The following is a 20,385-nucleotide window of genomic DNA, read 5'->3' as shown; positions in this document are numbered from 1 at the left end:
CCAAAGAGGCAGTATGACGTATAATGCGGCCCTCTGTGGAATAACCCCTGTAATATAGAGGTGAATGTGATGGGCGGTATAAGTATTTGGCAGTTGTTAATCATTGCCGTGATTGTCGTTCTGCTGTTTGGCACTAACAAACTGCGGACTTTAGGGTCAGACTTGGGTGCATCCATCAAAGGCTTTAAAAAGGCAATTGGTGATGATCCACAGACTCCTCCAACTAACACTGATAAAACCAGCAATGATGCTGATTTTGCAAAATCGATTACTGAAAAACAGCAGCCGGTAGTTAAAGCTGAAGAGTCTAAGAGTCACGACAAAGAGCAGGGATAAGCTGTGTTCGACATCGGGTTTAGTGAACTGCTGCTGGTACTTGTGATCGGCCTAGTCGTGCTTGGGCCGGAAAGATTACCGGTTGCTGTCAGAACGGTTGCCGGTTGGATTCGTACACTACGTTCACTGGCGGCAACCGTACAAAACGAGTTGGCACAAGAACTTAAGATTCAAGAGTTGCAAGACAGCCTGAAAAAAGCAGAACAGGCTGGCTTGCAGAATCTGACACCGGAGTTGAAAGCTTCGATGGATGAACTTAAGGAAGCCGCAGAAGCGCTGAAACGTTCTTATCACTCAGACGTTAGCTCCCAGGCACCGCATACTATCCATAATCCGCTGGTGACTGAACCGGAAGCGATTCATGATGGTGTTACGCCTGCGGAGTCCGCAACTCAAGTTTCGGCATCACCGCAAATTCCTGATGTCGATAATGCGGGCGCGTTGGTGACAATTAAACCAACTGTTGAAACTGAGCCTGCTGGCGTTGAGAAACCCGTAGTTCAGGTTGAGGAATCTGTTAAGCCTATTCCTACTGTAGCCGGGGATCTTGTGACTGTTACGAATCCATCCGTAACCAAGGCCCAAACTACCGCAACTGACTCCCATAGCACTGATTCATTCAGTACTGAACAACCTCGAACTCACCAACCTGGCGGCGATCGGTAAACATGGCTGTTGATGATACCCAACCCCTAATCACTCATTTGATAGAACTGCGTAAGCGGCTATTGAATTGCATAATCACTATTTTGGTGGTTTTTCTGGTATTGGTATTTTTTGCCAATGATATTTATCACTTGGTATCAGCACCGTTAATCAAACAGTTGCCCGCCGGTGCCAGTATGATCGCAACAGATGTTGCATCGCCTTTCTTTACCCCGATTAAATTGACCATGATGGTCTCGGTGTTTGTTTCCGCACCGATGATCCTTTATCAGGTGTGGGCTTTCATTGCCCCAGCGTTATATAAGCATGAACGCCGTCTGATGGTGCCGCTGCTTATCTCCAGCAGCCTATTGTTTTATCTGGGTATGGCATTTGCTTACTTTGTGGTTTTCCCGTTAGCTTTTGGTTTTTTTGCCAAAACAGCACCGGAAAGCGTGCTGATTGCCACGGATATCACTAAATACCTTGATTTTGTTATGGCGCTCTTTATGGCTTTTGGTATTTCTTTTGAAGTCCCAATTGCGATAATTCTATTGTGCTGGGCAGGGGTTACAACGCCCGAGGCATTGAAGAAAAAACGCCCTTATGTATTTGTCGGCGCTTTTGTTGTCGGCATGCTTCTCACCCCGCCTGATGTGCTGTCTCAGACATTATTGGCGATCCCGATGTATCTGCTATTTGAGGTTGGGGTGTTCTTTGCTCGTTTTTATACGGGTAAGCAACGCCGGGTAGATATTGACGAAGAGGATGAAGGAGCGGATAGCCATCCGAAAGTGCCTTAAATCTGTGGGTATATGCCTGGATATTTTAGCCGCCCTTTGAGGCGGCTTCTGTTTTGGAACGCTCATGTTTGATATTGGTGTGAATTTAACCAGCGCGCAATTTGCCAAAGATTACGATCAAGTGGTCAACAGAGCCAAAAATGCTGCAGTTACCGGTATGCTTATTACGGGTACGGATGCTGAAGAAAGCCAGGCAGCACTGGAGCTTACCCTTGCCTATCCTGGCTACTGCTGGTCAACTGCGGGTGTTCATCCCCATCAGGCGAGTTGTTGGCAAATAGATGTTGAACAGCAAATCAGATTATTAGCCGCGAATGCTGCAGTAGTCGCTATTGGTGAATGCGGACTGGATTTTAACCGCAATTTCTCTACTCCAGTAGCACAAGAAGTCGCATTTACTGCACAACTGGCGCTGGCTGCCGAACTCGAACTGCCGGTGTTTTTACATTGCCGCGATGCTCACGAACGTTTCATTGCCTTGCTTGCGCCTTGGCTAGATAAACTCCCCGCTGCGGTTGTGCATTGTTTTACTGGCACGGCTGATGAGTTGGACTCTTGTCTGGCATTAGGCTTATCTATTGGTATTACCGGTTGGGTGTGCGATGAGCGTCGTGGTCTTGAGCTACGGGCGTTACTGCCACGTATTCCTGTTCAGCAATTGTTGCTAGAAACAGATGCCCCCTATTTATTGCCAAGGGATTTACATCCTAAGCCGGCATCCCGCCGCAATGAACCCTGCTTTCTACCCCATATCGTCCAGCAGGTTGCTGTCTGGCGACAAGAAGACCCTAAATGGCTGGGGCAGAAAACTGATGAAAACGCCCGCCGGATTTTCCGGTTGGTTTGAGTTAGGAGAACAAGATGAGCTATGCATTTCCGGGCACCTTCCCTGGTCGCCGTATGCGCCGTGTGCGCCGTCATGATTTCAGTCGTCGTCTGGTCGCAGAGAATCAGCTGACAGTCCATGACCTGATCTATCCGGTGTTTGTTATGGAGGGGACCAACCAGCAGCAAGCCGTCCCGTCAATGCCGGGTGTTTCACGTATGACGATCGATCTGCTAGTGAAAGAAGCTGAGGCCATAGCTAAGCTAGGTGTGCCGGTCATATCGCTGTTTCCAGTGATTGAATCTAGCTTGAAATCATTACATGCCGAAGAAGCCTATAATCCGAATGGCTTGGTACAAAGAACCGTGCGTGCGTTAAAGGACGCAGTACCAGAGTTAGGTATCCTTACTGATGTTGCTCTCGATCCTTATACAACCCACGGGCAAGATGGGGTAATTGATACCGATGGTTATGTCATTAATGACATAACTAAAGAGATTTTAGTCCGTCAGGCGTTATCACACGCCGAGGCTGGTGCCGAGATTGTCGCGCCAAGCGACATGATGGATGGACGCATCGGTGCAGTGCGCTCTCAACTAGAGCTACAAGGGTTGGTGAATACGCAAATTATGGCCTATTCAGCGAAATATGCGTCTTGCTACTATGGCCCATTCCGTGATGCCATTGGCTCTAGCAGTAATCTGAAAGGTGGGAATAAGAAAACCTATCAGATGGACCCGGCCAATAGTGATGAGGCTTTACAAGAGATTGCTCAGGACTTGCAGGAAGGTGCTGATATGGTAATGGTTAAGCCGGGGATGCCATATTTGGATGTGGTACGTAGGGTGAAAGATACCTTTGGTGTGCCGACCTTCGCCTATCAGGTGTCAGGCGAATATGCTATGCATATGGCTGCCTTCCAGAATGGCTGGTTGCAAGAGAAACCAACCGTTATGGAGTCTCTGTTGTGCTTTAAGCGTGCCGGTGCTGATGGGGTATTAACTTATTTCGCCAAGCAAGTCGCACAATGGTTATATGACGATCATATGCAACGTTAAGCCACGGGATGGTTGTTGATGAGGTAGGTACCGAGCGTGCCTACCTTGGCAGATATATTATTGCTTTTCGAATTGACGATTATCCAAACTTTGCATCACCTGGCTATTAAGCATGTTCAGTAACAACATTGAGCGCGCTTCACCGTCTGGTTCAGTATAAATCGCCTGTAACCCAGCAAAAACACCCTCAGTGATCGTCACGATATCGCCTGGAACCGGCACCTCTGGATCAATGATTTTATCCGTTGTATGAGATTGCATCTCGGCAATAACAATTGCTGGGATCACCGCGGGTTGTGCGCCAAAACGGACGAAGTGGCTTACACCACGCGTTGCGCTGATTGTTGTGGTGTGAATATGTTCAGGATCGAACTCCACAAACAGATAGTTAGGGAATAAGGGCTCAGTCGCCTCAGTGCGTTTCCCTCGCACTATCTTTTCGATAGTCACTATCGGTGTCCAGCAATCCACAGTTTGCCGCTCTAAATGTTCCTTGGCGCGCAAAAGCTGACCACGTTTACAATATAATAAATGCCAGTGTTTCATAATTTCACATGCCTTTAAGTACTACTTGGCAGCATAACAAAAGTAGAAGGATATATATAGAGAGGAAGAATACATCAGTTCAGGATATATAGTTTGTTATACAAAGATTTAGTCTATTTTATATCGACAAAATCATATTTGTACTGATGATAATTAGCGATAAATTGCAGCATGATATTTTTTTGAGTGAGCCTGTATTCATTTTTAACAAAAAGACAGCAACTGCTATAAAGACAGCCTATAATGGCGCATCACATAGCCGCCGAAATGATCAGCATGAAATACCGTGACTTACGTGACTTCCTCTCGTTGCTGGAACAGAGGGGTGAACTTAAACGTATTAGCCAGCCCATTGATCCCTATCTGGAAATGACAGAAATTGCCGACCGTACCTTACGTGCTGGTGGGCCTGCATTACTGTTTGAAAATCCTAAGGGTTACACAATGCCCGTATTGTGTAACTTGTTTGGCACGGCCAAACGGGTTGCCATGGGCATGGGGCAAGAAGATGTCAGCGCACTGCGAGATGTTGGCAAGTTGTTGGCTTTCCTGAAAGAGCCGGATCCGCCGAAAGGTTTCCGTGATTTATTCGATAAACTGCCGAAATTTAAGCAAGTGTTGAATATGCCAACGAAATGCTTGAGTTCGGCTCCTTGTCAGGAGCAAGTTTGGCAGGGCGATGATGTCGATCTTAGCCGCATTCCAGTTATGCATTGCTGGCCTGAGGATGCAGCTCCGTTAGTATCGTGGGGGCTGACTATTACGCGTGGCCCGCATAAAGAGCGGCAAAACCTGGGTATCTACCGCCAACAAGTGTTGGGTAAAAACAGATTAATTATGCGCTGGTTATCCCATCGTGGCGGCGCTTTGGACTATCAAGAGTGGTGTGAAGCACACCCTGGTGAACGTTTCCCCGTCGCCGTCGCCTTGGGCGCAGATCCTGCGACTATTCTGGCTGCGGTAACCCCGGTCCCCGATACGCTGTCTGAATATGCTTTTGCCGGTTTGTTGCGCGGGCATAAAACAGAGGTCGTAAAGTGCCTTTCCAACTCACTTGAAGTTCCTGCGAGTGCAGAAATTGTATTGGAAGGATATATTGAGCAGGGTGATATGGCGCCAGAAGGCCCTTATGGTGACCATACGGGTTATTATAATGAGGTAGATAGCTTCCCTGTTTTTACGGTCACACATATTACTCAGCGCAAAGATGCAATTTACCATTCCACTTATACGGGTCGTCCACCGGATGAACCTGCGGTGATGGGGGTTGCGCTGAATGAAGTGTTTGTTCCTATTTTACAAAAGCAATTCCCGGAAATTGTTGATTTCTATCTTCCGCCCGAGGGGTGCTCATACCGGCTGGCTGTTGTAACCATCAAGAAACAATATGCAGGGCATGCTAAACGCGTAATGATGGGGGTTTGGTCGTTTTTACGTCAGTTTATGTATACAAAATTTGTTATTGTTTGTGATGATGATATTAATGCTCGTGATTGGAATGATGTCATTTGGGCAATTACGACCCGAATGGACCCATCCCGCGATACGGTGTTGATTGAAAATACACCAATAGATTATTTGGATTTCGCTTCACCGGTTTCCGGTTTAGGATCGAAAATGGGGCTGGATGCCACCAATAAGTGGCCTGCTGAGACTTCGCGTGAATGGGGGCGTCCAATTAAAATGGATGAAGACGTTCGCGCCCGTATTGATGCTATTTGGGATGAGCTCGCCATTTTCAGTGACAAAGAGACGAAACGCTAACCGGCGTCGATTTTGTCCTTGGTTTTGCATTTGATGACCCGACAGAGGGAAGGCATGACAACTTTAAGCTGTAAAGTAACCTCCGTAGAGGCCATTACCGATACGGTGTACCGGGTGCAATTGGTGCCTGCATCTGCGTTTTCTTTCCGTGCTGGGCAGTATTTGATGGTAGTAATGGACGAGCGTGATAAGCGCCCATTCTCTATGGCATCCACGCCGTTGCAGCAAGACTTTATCGAGCTGCATATCGGGGCGTCGGAACTGAATCTGTACGCCATGGCAGTGATGGACCGTATTCTGAAAGAGAAAACGCTGGATGTGGATATTCCTCACGGAGATGCATGGTTCCGTGAGGGCAGTGAACGTCCATTGGTCCTGATTGCTGGCGGCACTGGTTTTTCCTATGTGCGTTCAATTTTATTGGCGGCGTTAGCCGAGCAACCTGACCGTGAAGTGTCTGTTTATTGGGGGGGGCGCGAAGCCGTGCATTTATATGATCTAAACGAGCTGGAAGCGCTGTCAATTAAGTATCCACAGTTGAAAGTTATCCCAGTGGTAGAGCAGCCGGAAGATGGGTGGCGTGGCCGCACAGGAACGGTATTGAGTGCTGTATTACAAGACTATGGCTCTCTTGCTGAGCAAGATATCTATATCGCTGGCCGTTTTGAAATGGCTAAAATTGCTCGTGAGCGTTTTTGTGCTGAGCGCGGCGCTCAGGAAGCGCATATCTATGGTGATGCTTTCGCCTTTATCTAATTTACCGGTCATATTTGAAGCTGCATCGGTGTTAGCTGCCTTCATGCAACTTGAATTATTTTGGGTATATTAAGATTTTATCCATATTGTTGTTTGTATCGCGGATAAAAAAAGCCCGCCCCTGACAGGCGGGAAAACGGCAACTAAACACCAGGTACAGCGGTTATAAGGGCCTGTATTCAGGCCCTTAATATTTTTTAGGTTAATTCGTTTGGAGGTTATACGCGTTCAAAAATGGTCGCAATGCCTTGGCCTAAACCGATACACATGGTTGCCAAACCGAACTGCACGTCACGGCGTTCCATCAGATTAAGTAAGGTGGTAGAGATACGAGCACCTGAACAACCCAGTGGATGGCCTAATGCAATAGCGCCACCATTCAGGTTCACTTTGTCATCCATGCTTTCCAGCAGACCCAACCCTTTCAGGCAAGCCAGCGACTGAGCTGCAAACGCTTCGTTTAATTCAAATAAACCAATATCTTCCAAGGTTAGCCCGGCACGTTTTAATGCCAATTGGCTAGCGGGCACGGGGCCATAACCCATGGTTGATGGATCGCAACCCACCACGGCCATTGAGCGAATACGGGCACGCGGTTTTAAACCTAATGATTTAGCTCGGGATTCACTCATGATAAGCATGGCAGAAGCACCGTCGGATAATGCAGATGATGTTGCGGCAGTCACCGTGCCATTGACCGGATCAAAGGCTGGGCGCAATGCTGCCAAACCTGCGAGATTAGTTTCCGGGCGAATAACTTCATCGAAATCAAAACGTTTCAGGATACCATCAGCATCATGCCCATTGGTGGCGACAATCTCACTGGTAAAATGGCCCGCCTGAGTCGCGGCATAAGCGCGTTGGTGAGAGCGAACAGCAAATTCATCTTGAGATTGGCGACTGATATTGTAGATTTTTGCCAGCATTTCAGCAGTTAATCCCATCATTCCGGCGGCTTTCGCCACAGTTCGGCCCATACCTGGATGGAAGTCCACACCGTGATTCATTGGCACATGACCCATATGCTCTACGCCACCAATCAAACTGATTTGTGCATCACCCACCATGATGGCTCTGGCACCATCATGTAAAGCTTGCATTGATGAACCACACAGGCGGTTAACAGTAACGGCCGGTACGCTATGGGGGATTTCTGCCAGTAAAGAAGCATTGCGAGCGATGTTAAAACCCTGCTCCAACGTCTGCTGTACACAACCCCAATAGATATCGTCAATTTCGGCCGCGTTTAGCCCAGGATTACGGCTCAGAACCTCACGCATTAAGTGAGCGGAGAGATCTTCAGCCCGAACCTGACGGAATGCGCCCCCTTTGGAGCGGCCCATCGGTGTACGGACGGCATCAATAATGACTACATTTTCCATATTTTCAGGCCTCATGCCGGTTGACTGGTAGAAACATCAAGCAGCGCTGCTGCCACAGGATAATAGCTTTCGTTGTGTTCAGCTTTGGCTCTCAGCCCTACGGGGACTTGATACAGCGCGCCAAGGTGAGCATAGCGCTGGGCCATTTCGACATAGTTTGTACTGCCGATAGTATCGAGATAACGGAACACACCCCCGTGGAAAGGAGGGAAGCCAAGACCATATACCAACGCCATATCACCTTCGGCTGGGCTGGCAATAATGCCTTCTTCCAGGCATCGCACCACTTCATTGATCATCGGTATCATGGTGCGGGCAATAATATCGTCGTCACTGAACTTCTGAATCGGTTGGCTAACTGTTGCCAGCAAGCTATCTACAATTTCGTCATTTTCTTTACGCGGCTTACCTTTTGCATCTTGGGTATAGCGGTAGAAGCCTTGGCCATTTTTTTGGCCAAATCGTTGGTTATCGAACATCACGTCAACCGCATCGCGATAATCTTTGTTCATCCGATCAGGGAAGCCAACGGCCATCACGGCTTGTGCATGGTGTGCGGTATCAATACCCACGACATCTAGCAGATAGGCTGGTCCCATCGGCCAGCCAAACTGTTTTTCCATCACTTTATCGATTTGGCGGAAGTCAGCACCGTCTCTAACCAACATGCCAAACCCAGCCAGATAAGGGAATAACACGCGGTTAACGAAGAAGCCTGGGCAATCATTAACCACTATTGGTGTTTTACCCATTTGTGTGGCGTATGCCACCACCGCAGCGATGGTTTTATCTGAGGTTTTGCTGCCACGAATGATTTCAACCAACGGCATGCGGTGCACGGGGTTGAAGAAGTGCATACCGCAGAAATTCTCAGGGCGTTTAAGTGATTTTGCGAGTTGGTCGATAGGGATTGTAGAGGTATTAGAAGCAAGTACCGTATCTTCGCCGATCAGTGCTTCAGCCTCTGCCAGCACCGCAGCTTTGATTTTGGGATTTTCCACTACCGCTTCCACAATGACCTGAGCACGCTCAATGCCGGTGTAATCCAGAGTGGGTTGGATAGTCGCTAAAATGTTTGCCATTTTCAGGCCATCCACTTTGCCGCGTTCCAACTGTTTATTCAGTAACTTGGCTGCTTCGTTCATCCCCAGGGTCAGGGATTTGTCATTAATATCTTTCATAATGACTGGCACACCTTTCAGTGCTGACTGATAGGCAATCCCACCCCCCATAATCCCGGCGCCCAAAACTGCTGCTTGTTTCGGTGCACTAGCACCTTTCGACAGTTTTTTCGCCTGCCCTTTCACAAATTGGTCGTTGAGGAATATCCCAACTAACGCGCGCGCTTCATTGGAACCCGCCAACGGGACAAAACTGTTGGTTTCCAGTTTCAATGCTTCAGCTCGGCCAAGTTTAGCGGCCGCTTCGATGGTTTTTACTGCAACCAGTGGTGCTGGGTAGTGCTTCCCGGCGACTTGCATCACCATGCCTTTAGCAATGGTAAAGCACATGGTCGCTTCAGTTGAATTGAGTTTCAGTGGGTCAAGTTTCGGCTGACGCGCGGCTTTCCAGTTCAGCTTGCCGTCAATCGCCTGTTTCAGCATGATTAGGGCGGCATCGGCCAGTTTTTCGGGGGCGACAACGGCATCAACCAAACCAATTTTTAATGCTTCAGCGGCATTCACATCTTTGCCTGCGGCAATAATTTCTAATGCACTGTCCGCCCCTAACAAACGTGGTAATCGCACGGAGCCGCCAAAGCCTGGCATGATGCCCAACTTGGTTTCCGGCAGACCGATCCGTGTTTCTGGCGAGGCAACACGGAAATCTGTGGCCAGAATACATTCACAGCCACCACCTAATGCATATCCATTGATCGCAGAAATGGTCGGAACCGGTAAATCTTCCAGACGGTTGAAAATATCATTAGCAAAAACCAACCACTGGTGCAGCTTTTCTGGTGGGGCATTAAACAGGGATAAAAACTCGGTGATATCGGCACCGACGATAAAGGCCGCTTTGGCGGAGCGCAACAGCAACCCTTTGAGTTCGCTTTGTTTCTCTAACACCGTTAGGGCTTCACCCAGATTGGCTACAGTTTTAGTATCCAGCTTATTTACTGAACCCGGTGCATCAAACACCAACTCGGCAATGCCGTTTTCCAACCAGTGAAGCTGTAGTGTTTCGCTTTGGTAGAGCATATCTATCTCCTGAATAAGCGCATGTGATCTGGTATGACCAGATATTCAGGAAGTGTGGATATTTTGTTAACGAATTGCAAATAAGAGATTGATTTTTTGCAGTGAAGATCACAGTCATTCAGATGGGGTAATTGATTTCTATCATATTTATTCGCAGTGGATTGGAGGGGGAAATATTCAGTTTTGGGGGCGGATAATGTATTTGATAGGCAGATAAGCGGTCGCTAAAACATGATTCTGGCGACTATGATAAGATGAAAAAAATTAAGTTCTAATAGCAAAGGGTACTGTGATGGAAACGCTGGCTTCTTTATATAACGAACATTTATCCACTCTACAACAGCGCACCCGCGATGTGCTGGAACGCCATCAGTTAGACGCTTTACTGATTCATTCCGGTGAGTTACAACGTATTTTTCTCGATGACCGTGACTATCCTTTTAAAGCCAATGCGCAGTTCAAAGCTTGGGTGCCGGTCACTCAAGTACCAAACTGTTGGTTATGGGTCGATGGGGTTAATACACCAAAATTATGGTTTTATTCCCCAGTTGATTATTGGCACAGTGTTGAGCCATTACCAGATAGCTTCTGGACCAAGGCTATCGATATCCAGCCATTAGCCAATGCAGATGATATTGCTCAGCAATTACCGGTGCAACGGGAGCGTGTGGCCTATATCGGTTATGCCCAACAACGTGCGCAGGCGCTGGGGTTTAGTGCTGAAAACATTAACCCGCAACCAGTATTGGATTACCTGCATTTCTATCGTTCTTATAAAACGGATTATGAACTGGCTTGTATGCGTGAAGCACAAAAGACGGCAGTTGTCGGCCATCGTGCAGCACATGAAGCGTTCCAGTCCGGTATGAGTGAGTTCGATATCAATCTGGCCTATCTGATGGCTACCGGTCATCGTGATACTGATGTCCCTTACGATAATATTGTTGCGCTGAATGAACACTCGGCGGTACTTCATTACACCACGTTCCAACATCAGCCTCCGGCAGAAATGCGTAGTTTCTTGATGGATGCCGGTGCGGAATATAACGGTTATGCCGCAGATCTGACTCGCACTTACGCCGCAAACAGTGATAGCGATTTTGCCGCGTTGGTTAATGACCTTAATACCGAGCAGCTTGAACTGATCAAAACCATTAAAAGTGGTGAGCGCTATACCGATTACCATATCCAGATGCATCAGCGCATTGCGAAGTTATTGCGTACGCATCATCTGGTTACCGGTATCAGTGAAGAGGCCATGGTCGAACAAGGCATTACCTGCCCATTCCTGCCGCACGGGTTAGGCCACCCTCTTGGGCTACAAGTGCATGATACTGCTGGTTTTATGCAAGATGATAAAGGCACCCATCTTGGCGCACCATCCAAATACCCTTACTTGCGTTGTACGCGTATTTTACAACCGCGTATGGTACTGACTATTGAGCCGGGTCTGTACTTCATCGAATCTCTGCTGGCACCTTGGCGTAACGGTGAGTTCAGCAAGTATTTCAATTGGGAACGTATTGATGCGCTGAAGCCTTACGGCGGTATTCGTATAGAAGATAATATCGTTATTCACGATAACCGGGTTGAGAACATGACACGTGACCTGAAACTGGCCTGATGCAGCCTTATCTAATCCCTGCAAGTCCGGTGACTATCAGCGAAGAGATCAAAAAAAGTCGTTTTATCACCTTGCTGGCCCATACCAGCGGGGTGAGTGAAGCGAAAGATTTTGTTCAGCAGGTTAAGCAGCAGCATCCCACCGCCCGGCATCATTGCTGGGCTTTTGTTGCCGGTAAGCCGACGGATTCGCAGCAATTAGGTTTTTCTGATGATGGTGAACCCTCAGGTACTGCGGGTAAACCTATCTTGGCTCAACTGATGGGGAGTGGTATTGGTGAGATAACCGCAGTAGTTGTGCGCTATTATGGTGGCATCAAACTCGGTACTGGTGGGTTAGTAAGGGCTTATGGTAGCGGTGTTCAACAAGCGTTAAAACAGATCGAAGTAAAATATAAAGTCCCACAGGTAGAATATACTTTGCAGTGTGACTATGGGCAGCTTGCCATAGTAGAAACCTTGTTACAGCAGGTTGAAGGCCAGATTATACGGAGTGAGTACGCACAATTCGTAACGCTTCATCTCTCTTTGCCAGCAACTCAAGCCAGTCAGACCGGGGACAAATTGCGTGATCTCAGTCGTGGTACGTTGCAATTGACGCCCATTTCGCAATAATCCCCATCCAAGTGAATTGCTAAGGAACGTGCCGGAATGCATTTTCGTGCCATAACCCGTATTGTTGGTCTGCTGGTCATCTTATTCTCTGGAACAATGTTTATTCCCGGACTGGTGGCATTGATCTATCGTGATGGTGCCGGCCGTGCCTTCAGCGAAACCTTTTTTGTTGCTCTGGCAATCGGCCTCTTTCTTTGGTTGCCGAACCGAAAACAGAAGCATGAGTTAAAGCCTCGTGAGGGCTTTCTCATCGTGGTTCTGTTCTGGACGGTGCTGGGCAGTGTAGGGGCATTACCTTTCTTATTCTCAGAGCGGCCTAATCTTTCATTAACGGATGCATTCTTTGAATCATTCTCCGGGCTGACTACTACTGGCGCGACCACATTAGTAGGGTTAGATTCACTGCCTAAAGCCATTCTATTTTATCGCCAAATGCTGCAATGGCTCGGCGGTATGGGGATAATCGTGTTAGCAGTGGCTATCCTGCCTATCTTGGGGGTCGGGGGAATGCAGCTCTATCGGGCGGAAATGCCTGGCCCATTGAAAGATAATAAAATGCGGCCCCGCATTGCGGAGACGGCTAAAACCCTGTGGCTTATCTATGTCTTACTGACCATTGCTTGCGCGCTGTCTTTATGGGGGGCAGGGATGTCGGTATTTGATGCCATCTCCCACAGCTTCTCGACAATTGCGATTGGCGGCTTCTCGACCCATGACGCCAGTATCGGTTACTTCAACAGTCCAACTATTAACACCATTATCGCTATCTTCTTGCTGATTTCCGGTTGTAACTTTGGTTTGCACTTCGCGGTATTGAGTGGGCGCAGTTTAAAAGTTTATTGGCGTGACCCTGAATTCCGTATGTTTATCTTTGTCCAATTGACACTGGTCGCCGTGTGTACCTTGGTGCTTTGGTATCATAATGTCTATAAATCCGGTCTGGAGACGATAAATCAGGCATTTTTCCAAGTAGTATCAATGGCTACTACTGCGGGTTTCACCACTGACAGTATTTCAAAATGGCCGTTGTTCCTGCCGATACTCTTACTATGTTCTGCGTTTATTGGTGGTTGTGCGGGCTCAACCGGTGGCGGCCTGAAAGTTATCCGTATTCTGTTGCTCTACCTGCAAGGTTCGCGTGAGTTAAAGCGACTGGTCCACCCGAATGCGGTTTATACCATCAAATTGGGGCGGCGGGCGCTGCCGGAACGAATCCTGGAAGCGGTCTGGGGATTCTTCTCCGCGTATGCTCTGGTATTTATTATTAGCATGCTGGCTATTATCGCGACCGGTGTTGATGAGTTCTCTGCTTTCGCGGCGGTGACTGCGACGCTGAATAACCTTGGCCCTGGTCTGGGGGTGGTAGCTGATAACTTCACGTCGATGAATCCGGCCGCCAAGTGGATATTGGTGATCACCATGCTATTTGGTCGGTTAGAAGTTTTCACCCTGCTGGTTCTATTCACTCCAACATTCTGGCGTGAGTAATTCTGCATAAGGAACATTGCAATGAAAGTTCTGATTCTTTACTCCAGCCGAGATGGCCAAACACAGACTATTGCTTCTTATATAGCTAAACAGTTATCAGCGGCAGCTACCTGTGAAATACAGGACTTATCGCAGGTAGGGCAAATCGATCTGAATCAATACCAGCAAGTCATGATTGGTGCGTCGGTGCGTTATGGGCACTTCAGCCCAGTATTGAGTAAATTCGTCAACAAACACGTTGAACAACTTAATCAGATGCCGAGTGCGTTCTTTGCAGTGAATCTGACAGCACGCAAGCCGGAAAAGCGATCCCCGCAAACCAATGCCTATGTGCGTAAGTTCTTACTCAGTACCCCGTGGCAGCCAACGCTATGTACGGTATTTGCGGGCGCTTTGCGTTATCCCCGTTATCGCTGGATAGATCGGGTGATGATTCAACTTATTATGCGTATGACGGGCGGCGAAACGGATACCAGTAAAGAAGTTGAATATACGGATTGGCAACAGGTAAGCAGTTTTTCTCAGGATTTCTTGGCGCTACAGTACAAAAAATAGCAATAATGCCGTTTATCACGGCAAATCGTTGAAATAAAACGCGGTTGAAAAGTTTTTTCAAATTAGGGGTTGCAGGCTGTCAGGAACTCCCTATAATGCGCCTCCACTGACCGGGAACAACGAAACATACTTCGCCGGGTCAGGAAGCGAAAAGAATGATTTTGACTTCGAAAGAAACCAAAGAAACTCTTGACTCTTCAGCGGGAAAGCGTATTATCTGCCTCCCGCGTTACCGTAAGATTCGCCGAAAGGCAAACGGGTAACGAACGCTCTTTAACAATTTATCAGACAATCTGTGTGGGCACTCGCAAGACGATATCGAAGCCTGTTTCGACAGGCAGAAGCAATATCAAAGTCTTGAAGAGTGACCAAAGCAGTACACATTTGAACTTCGGTTCGAATGCTTATTTGCAGAAAGTAATCTTTGAGCATCGCTGCTTTTATTAGTAGCAAATCAAACAAATCTTAAATTGAAGAGTTTGATCATGGCTCAGATTGAACGCTGGCGGCAGGCCTAACACATGCAAGTCGAGCGGCAGCGGGAAGTAGTTTACTACTTTGCCGGCGAGCGGCGGACGGGTGAGTAATGTCTGGGAAACTGCCTGATGGAGGGGGATAACTACTGGAAACGGTAGCTAATACCGCATGACCTCGCAAGAGCAAAGTGGGGGACCTTTGGGCCTCACGCCATCGGATGTGCCCAGATGGGATTAGCTAGTAGGTGGGGTAATGGCTCACCTAGGCGACGATCCCTAGCTGGTCTGAGAGGATGACCAGCCACACTGGAACTGAGACACGGTCCAGACTCCTACGGGAGGCAGCAGTGGGGAATATTGCACAATGGGCGCAAGCCTGATGCAGCCATGCCGCGTGTGTGAAGAAGGCCTTCGGGTTGTAAAGCACTTTCAGCGAGGAGGAAGGCAATCGTGTTAATAGCACGGTTGATTGACGTTACTCGCAGAAGAAGCACCGGCTAACTCCGTGCCAGCAGCCGCGGTAATACGGAGGGTGCAAGCGTTAATCGGAATTACTGGGCGTAAAGCGCACGCAGGCGGTTTGTTAAGTCAGATGTGAAATCCCCGCGCTTAACGTGGGAACTGCATTTGAAACTGGCAAGCTAGAGTCTTGTAGAGGGGGGTAGAATTCCAGGTGTAGCGGTGAAATGCGTAGAGATCTGGAGGAATACCGGTGGCGAAGGCGGCCCCCTGGACAAAGACTGACGCTCAGGTGCGAAAGCGTGGGGAGCAAACAGGATTAGATACCCTGGTAGTCCACGCTGTAAACGATGTCGACTTGGAGGTTGTGCCCTTGAGGCGTGGCTTCCGGAGCTAACGCGTTAAGTCGACCGCCTGGGGAGTACGGCCGCAAGGTTAAAACTCAAATGAATTGACGGGGGCCCGCACAAGCGGTGGAGCATGTGGTTTAATTCGATGCAACGCGAAGAACCTTACCTACTCTTGACATCCACGGAATTTAGCAGAGATGCTTTAGTGCCTTCGGGAACCGTGAGACAGGTGCTGCATGGCTGTCGTCAGCTCGTGTTGTGAAATGTTGGGTTAAGTCCCGCAACGAGCGCAACCCTTATCCTTTGTTGCCAGCACGTAATGGTGGGAACTCAAGGGAGACTGCCGGTGATAAACCGGAGGAAGGTGGGGATGACGTCAAGTCATCATGGCCCTTACGAGTAGGGCTACACACGTGCTACAATGGCAGATACAAAGTGAAGCGAACTCGCGAGAGCAAGCGGACCACATAAAGTCTGTCGTAGTCCGGATTGGAGTCTGCAACTCGACTCCATGAAGTCGGAATCGCTAGTAATCGTAGATCAGAATGCTACGGTGAATACGTTCCCGGGCCTTGTACACACCGCCCGTCACACCATGGGAGTGGGTTGCAAAAGAAGTAGGTAGCTTAACCTTCGGGAGGGCGCTTACCACTTTGTGATTCATGACTGGGGTGAAGTCGTAACAAGGTAACCGTAGGGGAACCTGCGGTTGGATCACCTCCTTACCTAACGATACGCATTGCGCAGTGTCCACACAGATTGTCTGATGAATGTAAATGAGCAAGAGCACCTGTTGATGAGGGTGATGATTGTGCAATAAGACCTCAGTATCGAGTTTTTACTGCATCAGTCGTTCGAATGTGTCACCACATTCTCACCTTTACACAAAAATACTGAATCAGTGATTCAGTAGAAATTTTTGTGTCCCCATCGTCTAGAGGCCTAGGACACTGCCCTTTCACGGCTGTAACAGGGGTTCGAATCCCCTTGGGGACGCCACTCCGATAATGTGTGAAAGACATTATCAACTGAATATCTTAAAGATGACTTTAACGAGTCGTGTTTAAGATATTGCTCTTTAACAATCTGGAACAAGCTGAAAATTGAAACATTACAGCTGAAATTTATCTCTCCGTAGATGTACTGAGATAAAAAGTAACCTGTAATAGAGTCTCTCAAATAATCGCAATGCCAATGTGCATTCTGATGAAGAGAGTCGCGTGAGCTAAGTGAAGGCAAGGCGTACGGCACGGAGGACGCGGAGTGAACTTAACGTTCATGAGCATTCCGAGTACCGCACAACGCTGTATTCACGACGCGCAACCGACTTGAACATAAGAAACATCTTTGGGTTGTGAGGTTAAGCGACTAAGCGTACACGGTGGATGCCTAGGCAGTCAGAGGCGATGAAGGGCGTGCTAATCTGCGAAAAGCGTCGGTAAGCTGATATGAAGCGTTACAACCGACGATACCCGAATGGGGAAACCCAGTGCAATTCGTTGCACTATTGCATGGTGAATACATAGCCATGCAAGGCGAACCGGGGGAACTGAAACATCTAAGTACCCCGAGGAAAAGAAATCAACCGAGATTCCCCCAGTAGCGGCGAGCGAACGGGGAAGAGCCCAGAGTCTGAATCAGTTTGTGTGTTAGTGGAAGCGTCTGGAAAGTCGCACGGTACAGGGTGATAGTCCCGTACACCAAAACACACTTGCTGTGAACTCGATGAGTAGGGCGGGACACGTGACATCCTGTCTGAATATGGGGGGACCATCCTCCAAGGCTAAATACTCCTGACTGACCGATAGTGAACCAGTACCGTGAGGGAAAGGCGAAAAGAACCCCGGCGAGGGGAGTGAAATAGAACCTGAAACCGTGTACGTACAAGCAGTGGGAGCACCTTCGTGGTGTGACTGCGTACCTTTTGTATAATGGGTCAGCGACTTATATTTTGTAGCAAGGTTAACCGAATAGGGGAGCCGTAGGGAAACCGAGTCTTAACTGGGCGTCTAGTTGCAAGGTATAGACCCGAAACCCGGTGATCTAGCCATGGGCAGGTTGAAGGTTGGGTAACACTAACTGGAGGACCGAACCGACTAATGTTGAAAAATTAGCGGATGACTTGTGGCTGGGGGTGAAAGGCCAATCAAACCGGGAGATAGCTGGTTCTCCCCGAAAGCTATTTAGGTAGCGCCTCGTGAACTCATCTTCGGGGGTAGAGCACTGTTTCGGCTAGGGGGTCATCCCGACTTACCAAACCGATGCAAACTCCGAATACCGAAGAATGTTATCACGGGAGACACACGGCGGGTGCTAACGTCCGTCGTGAAGAGGGAAACAACCCAGACCGCCAGCTAAGGTCCCAAAGTCATGGTTAAGTGGGAAACGATGTGGGAAGGCATAGACAGCCAGGATGTTGGCTTAGAAGCAGCCATCATTTAAAGAAAGCGTAATAGCTCACTGGTCGAGTCGGCCTGCGCGGAAGATGTAACGGGGCTAAACCATGCACCGAAGCTGCGGCAGCGACACTTAGGTGTTGTTGGGTAGGGGAGCGTTCTGTAAGCCGTTGAAGGTGACCTGTGAGGGTTGCTGGAGGTATCAGAAGTGCGAATGCTGACATAAGTAACGATAATGCGGGTGAAAAACCCGCACGCCGGAAGACCAAGGGTTCCTGTCCAACGTTAATCGGGGCAGGGTGAGTCGACCCCTAAGGCGAGGCTGAAAAGCGTAGTCGATGGGAAACAGGTTAATATTCCTGTACTTGGTGTTACTGCGAAGGGGGGACGGAGAAGGCTAGGCTAGCCGGGCGACGGTTGTCCCGGTTTAAGCATGTAGGCGGTACGACTTGGTAAATCCGGTTGTATATCAACGCTGAGGTGTGATGACGAGTCACTACGGTGATGAAGTAGTTGATGCCAAGCTTCCAGGAAAAGCCTCTAAGCATCAGGTAACATTAAATCGTACCCCAAACCGACACAGGTGGTCAGGTAGAGAATACTCAGGCGCTTGAGAGAACTCGGGTGAAGGAACTAGGCAAAATGGTGCCGTAACTTCGGGAGAAGGCACGCTGGCATTAGGTAATGGGACTTGCTCCCGGCGCCGAAGCCAGTCGCAGATACCAGCTGGCTGCAACTGTTTAATAAAAACACAGCACTGTGCAAACACGAAAGTGGACGTATACGGTGTGACGCCTGCCCGGTGCTGGAAGGTTAATTGATGGGGTCAGCCGCAAGGCGAAGCTCTTGATCGAAGCCCCAGTAAACGGCGGCCGTAACTATAACGGTCCTAAGGTAGCGAAATTCCTTGTCGGGTAAGTTCCGACCTGCACGAATGGCGTAATGATGGCCAGGCTGTCTCCACCCGAGACTCAGTGAAATTGAACTCGCTGTGAAGATGCAGTGTACCCGCGGCAAGACGGAAAGACCCCGTGAACCTTTACTATAGCTTGACACTGAACATTGAGCCTTGATGTGTAGGATAGGTGGGAGGCATTGAAGTGTGGACGCCAGTCTGCATGGAGCCAACCTTGAAATACCACCCTTTAATGTTTGATGTTCTAACTCGGCCCCATAATCTGGGGTGAGGACAGTGTCTGGTGGGTAGTTTGACTGGGGCGGTCTCCTCCCAAAGAGTAACGGAGGAGCACGAAGGTTAGCTAATCACGGTCGGACATCGTGAGGTTAGTGCAAAGGCATAAGCTAGCTTGACTGCGAGAGTGACGGCTCGAGCAGGTACGAAAGTAGGTCTTAGTGATCCGGTGGTTCTGAATGGAAGGGCCATCGCTCAACGGATAAAAGGTACTCCGGGGATAACAGGCTGATACCGCCCAAGAGTTCATATCGACGGCGGTGTTTGGCACCTCGATGTCGGCTCATCACATCCTGGGGCTGAAGTAGGTCCCAAGGGTATGGCTGTTCGCCATTTAAAGTGGTACGCGAGCTGGGTTTAGAACGTCGTGAGACAGTTCGGTCCCTATCTGCCGTGGGCGTTGGAAGATTGAGAGGGGCTGCTCCTAGTACGAGAGGACCGGAGTGGACGAATCACTGGTGTTCGGGTTGTCATGCCAATGGCATTGCCCGGTAGCTAAATTCGGAAGAGATAACCGCTGAAAGCATCTAAGCGGGAAACTTGCCTCGAGATGAGTCTTCCCTGGGGCTTTAAGCCCCCTGAAGGAACGTTAAAGACTATGACGTTGATAGGCTGGGTGTGTAAGTGCAGCGATGCATTGAGCTAACCAGTACTAATGATCCGTGAGGCTTAACCTTACAACACCAAAGGTGTTTTGATTTGAAAGATTGATATTTTCAGCGAAGTTCCGAGATTGGGCTGGCTGGCTGTGTGGAAACATATAGCGGGTTTAGTTTAGACAGAATTTGCCTGGCGGCCATAGCGCGGTGGTCCCACCTGATCCCATGCCGAACTCAGAAGTGAAACGCCGTAGCGCCGATGGTAGTGTGGGGTCTCCCCATGCGAGAGTAGGACACTGCCAGGCATCAAATAAA

At 48.8% G+C, this 20,385-nt stretch carries 14 protein-coding genes, 1 tRNA gene and 3 rRNA genes; 15 read left to right on the top strand and 3 right to left on the bottom strand.

Annotated elements, in window-relative coordinates; genetic code table 11:
* The first annotated feature begins 69 nt into the window (after positions 1-69).
* The 5 genes from tatA to hemB all read left to right on the top strand — a co-directional run bounded on the left by tatA (position 70) and on the right by hemB (position 3,668).
* Positions 70-336 carry a Sec-independent protein translocase subunit TatA gene (gene tatA, locus V1956_RS00670; protein WP_083162010.1) on the top strand — a complete coding sequence of 89 codons (267 nt, stop codon included), beginning with the start codon at positions 70-72 and terminating at the stop codon, positions 334-336.
* A gap of 3 nt (positions 337-339) precedes the next feature.
* A complete protein-coding gene (tatB, locus tag V1956_RS00665) occupies positions 340-1,002 on the top strand; it encodes a Sec-independent protein translocase protein TatB (RefSeq protein WP_420071162.1) in 663 nt (220 codons plus the stop codon).
* Positions 1,003-1,004: 2 nt separating this feature from the next.
* Positions 1,005-1,784 (top strand): Sec-independent protein translocase subunit TatC, encoded by a 780-nt coding sequence (gene tatC, locus V1956_RS00660; protein WP_420074355.1) that lies wholly within the window; start codon positions 1,005-1,007, stop codon positions 1,782-1,784.
* A 64-nt stretch (positions 1,785-1,848) separates the two neighbouring features.
* Entirely contained in the window at positions 1,849-2,631 is a 783-nt protein-coding gene (tatD, locus tag V1956_RS00655) for a 3'-5' ssDNA/RNA exonuclease TatD (protein WP_083162016.1), read from the top strand.
* A 14-nt stretch (positions 2,632-2,645) separates the two neighbouring features.
* The gene (gene hemB / locus V1956_RS00650) at positions 2,646-3,668 is read left to right on the top strand and encodes a porphobilinogen synthase (RefSeq protein WP_420074354.1); all 1,023 of its coding nucleotides are present in this window, start codon (positions 2,646-2,648) and stop codon (positions 3,666-3,668) included.
* A 57-nt stretch (positions 3,669-3,725) separates the two neighbouring features.
* Here hemB and rfaH read toward each other — a convergent pair whose 3' ends face one another.
* Complete coding sequence (rfaH, locus tag V1956_RS00645; protein WP_372560026.1) at positions 3,726-4,214, bottom strand: transcription/translation regulatory transformer protein RfaH; 489 nt, start codon at positions 4,212-4,214, stop codon at positions 3,726-3,728.
* Between the two features lie 267 nt (positions 4,215-4,481).
* Here rfaH and ubiD point away from each other — a divergent pair, with 267 nt between their 5' ends.
* Positions 4,482-5,978 carry a 4-hydroxy-3-polyprenylbenzoate decarboxylase gene (gene ubiD / locus V1956_RS00640; protein WP_372560665.1) on the top strand — a complete coding sequence of 499 codons (1,497 nt, stop codon included), beginning with the start codon at positions 4,482-4,484 and terminating at the stop codon, positions 5,976-5,978.
* A 54-nt stretch (positions 5,979-6,032) separates the two neighbouring features.
* Positions 6,033-6,734, top strand: coding sequence for an NAD(P)H-flavin reductase (gene fre / locus V1956_RS00635; protein ID WP_372560025.1), 702 nt, complete (start codon positions 6,033-6,035; stop codon positions 6,732-6,734).
* A 218-nt stretch (positions 6,735-6,952) separates the two neighbouring features.
* On the opposite strand, the gene fadA is transcribed toward fre, so the two are convergent.
* On the bottom strand, positions 6,953-8,116 hold the full coding sequence (fadA, locus tag V1956_RS00630; protein WP_442824722.1) for an acetyl-CoA C-acyltransferase FadA: 1,164 nt from the start codon (positions 8,114-8,116) through the stop codon (positions 6,953-6,955).
* A gap of 11 nt (positions 8,117-8,127) precedes the next feature.
* Positions 8,128-10,317 (bottom strand): fatty acid oxidation complex subunit alpha FadB, encoded by a 2,190-nt coding sequence (gene fadB / locus V1956_RS00625; RefSeq protein ID WP_420071159.1) that lies wholly within the window; start codon positions 10,315-10,317, stop codon positions 8,128-8,130.
* A 292-nt stretch (positions 10,318-10,609) separates the two neighbouring features.
* Between fadB and pepQ the strand changes: the two genes are divergently transcribed.
* The 8 genes from pepQ (at position 10,610) to rrf (ending at position 20,375) form a co-directional block, all read left to right on the top strand.
* Positions 10,610-11,941: a Xaa-Pro dipeptidase gene (gene pepQ / locus V1956_RS00620; protein WP_420071158.1), complete on the top strand. Its 1,332-nt coding sequence runs from the start codon at positions 10,610-10,612 to the stop codon at positions 11,939-11,941.
* Entirely contained in the window at positions 11,941-12,555 is a 615-nt protein-coding gene (locus V1956_RS00615) for an IMPACT family protein (RefSeq protein WP_420071157.1), read from the top strand. Before pepQ ends, V1956_RS00615 begins: the two co-directional genes overlap by 1 nt.
* Positions 12,556-12,591: 36 nt before the next feature.
* A complete protein-coding gene (gene trkH, locus V1956_RS00610; RefSeq protein ID WP_083162032.1) occupies positions 12,592-14,043 on the top strand; it encodes a Trk system potassium transporter TrkH in 1,452 nt (483 codons plus the stop codon).
* Positions 14,044-14,064: 21 nt separating this feature from the next.
* Positions 14,065-14,598 (top strand): menaquinone-dependent protoporphyrinogen IX dehydrogenase, encoded by a 534-nt coding sequence (hemG, locus tag V1956_RS00605; protein ID WP_083162034.1) that lies wholly within the window; start codon positions 14,065-14,067, stop codon positions 14,596-14,598.
* A gap of 467 nt (positions 14,599-15,065) precedes the next feature.
* Positions 15,066-16,608: ribosomal RNA gene (locus tag V1956_RS00600) — 16S ribosomal RNA — on the top strand.
* A 198-nt stretch (positions 16,609-16,806) separates the two neighbouring features.
* Positions 16,807-16,882 (top strand) — tRNA-Glu (locus tag V1956_RS00595).
* A 359-nt stretch (positions 16,883-17,241) separates the two neighbouring features.
* Positions 17,242-20,148, top strand: a 23S ribosomal RNA gene (locus V1956_RS00590).
* A gap of 111 nt (positions 20,149-20,259) precedes the next feature.
* A 5S ribosomal RNA gene (gene rrf / locus V1956_RS00585) occupies positions 20,260-20,375 on the top strand.
* The 16S, 23S and 5S rRNA genes sit together here with 1 tRNA gene alongside, the layout of an rRNA operon.
* Positions 20,376-20,385: the final 10 nt, after the last annotated feature.

It is taken from the genome of Yersinia sp. 2540 StPb PI, assembly GCF_052217165.1.
In the GTDB taxonomy this organism is placed as follows: Bacteria; Pseudomonadota; Gammaproteobacteria; order Enterobacterales; family Enterobacteriaceae; genus Yersinia; species Yersinia enterocolitica_E.
Note: the sequence above shows the minus strand (reverse complement) of the source record. Positions and strands in the feature narration are given on the sequence as shown.

Bases quoted from the DNA above. Each gene is read 5' to 3' on its own strand.
- tatA (WP_083162010.1), top strand. From the start codon at position 70: ATGGGCGGTATAAGTATTTGGCAGTTGTTAATCATTGCCGTGATTGTC.
- tatC (WP_420074355.1), top strand. From the start codon at position 1,005: ATGGCTGTTGATGATACCCAACCCCTAATCACTCATTTGATAGAACTG.
- tatD (WP_083162016.1), top strand. From the start codon at position 1,849: ATGTTTGATATTGGTGTGAATTTAACCAGCGCGCAATTTGCCAAAGAT.
- hemB (WP_420074354.1), top strand. From the start codon at position 2,646: ATGAGCTATGCATTTCCGGGCACCTTCCCTGGTCGCCGTATGCGCCGT.
- rfaH (WP_372560026.1), bottom strand. From the start codon at position 4,214: ATGAAACACTGGCATTTATTATATTGTAAACGTGGTCAGCTTTTGCGC.
- ubiD (WP_372560665.1), top strand. From the start codon at position 4,482: ATGATCAGCATGAAATACCGTGACTTACGTGACTTCCTCTCGTTGCTG.
- fre (WP_372560025.1), top strand. From the start codon at position 6,033: ATGACAACTTTAAGCTGTAAAGTAACCTCCGTAGAGGCCATTACCGAT.
- fadA (WP_442824722.1), bottom strand. From the start codon at position 8,116: ATGGAAAATGTAGTCATTATTGATGCCGTCCGTACACCGATGGGCCGC.
- fadB (WP_420071159.1), bottom strand. From the start codon at position 10,317: ATGCTCTACCAAAGCGAAACACTACAGCTTCACTGGTTGGAAAACGGC.
- pepQ (WP_420071158.1), top strand. From the start codon at position 10,610: ATGGAAACGCTGGCTTCTTTATATAACGAACATTTATCCACTCTACAA.
- V1956_RS00615 (WP_420071157.1), top strand. From the start codon at position 11,941: ATGCAGCCTTATCTAATCCCTGCAAGTCCGGTGACTATCAGCGAAGAG.
- trkH (WP_083162032.1), top strand. From the start codon at position 12,592: ATGCATTTTCGTGCCATAACCCGTATTGTTGGTCTGCTGGTCATCTTA.
- hemG (WP_083162034.1), top strand. From the start codon at position 14,065: ATGAAAGTTCTGATTCTTTACTCCAGCCGAGATGGCCAAACACAGACT.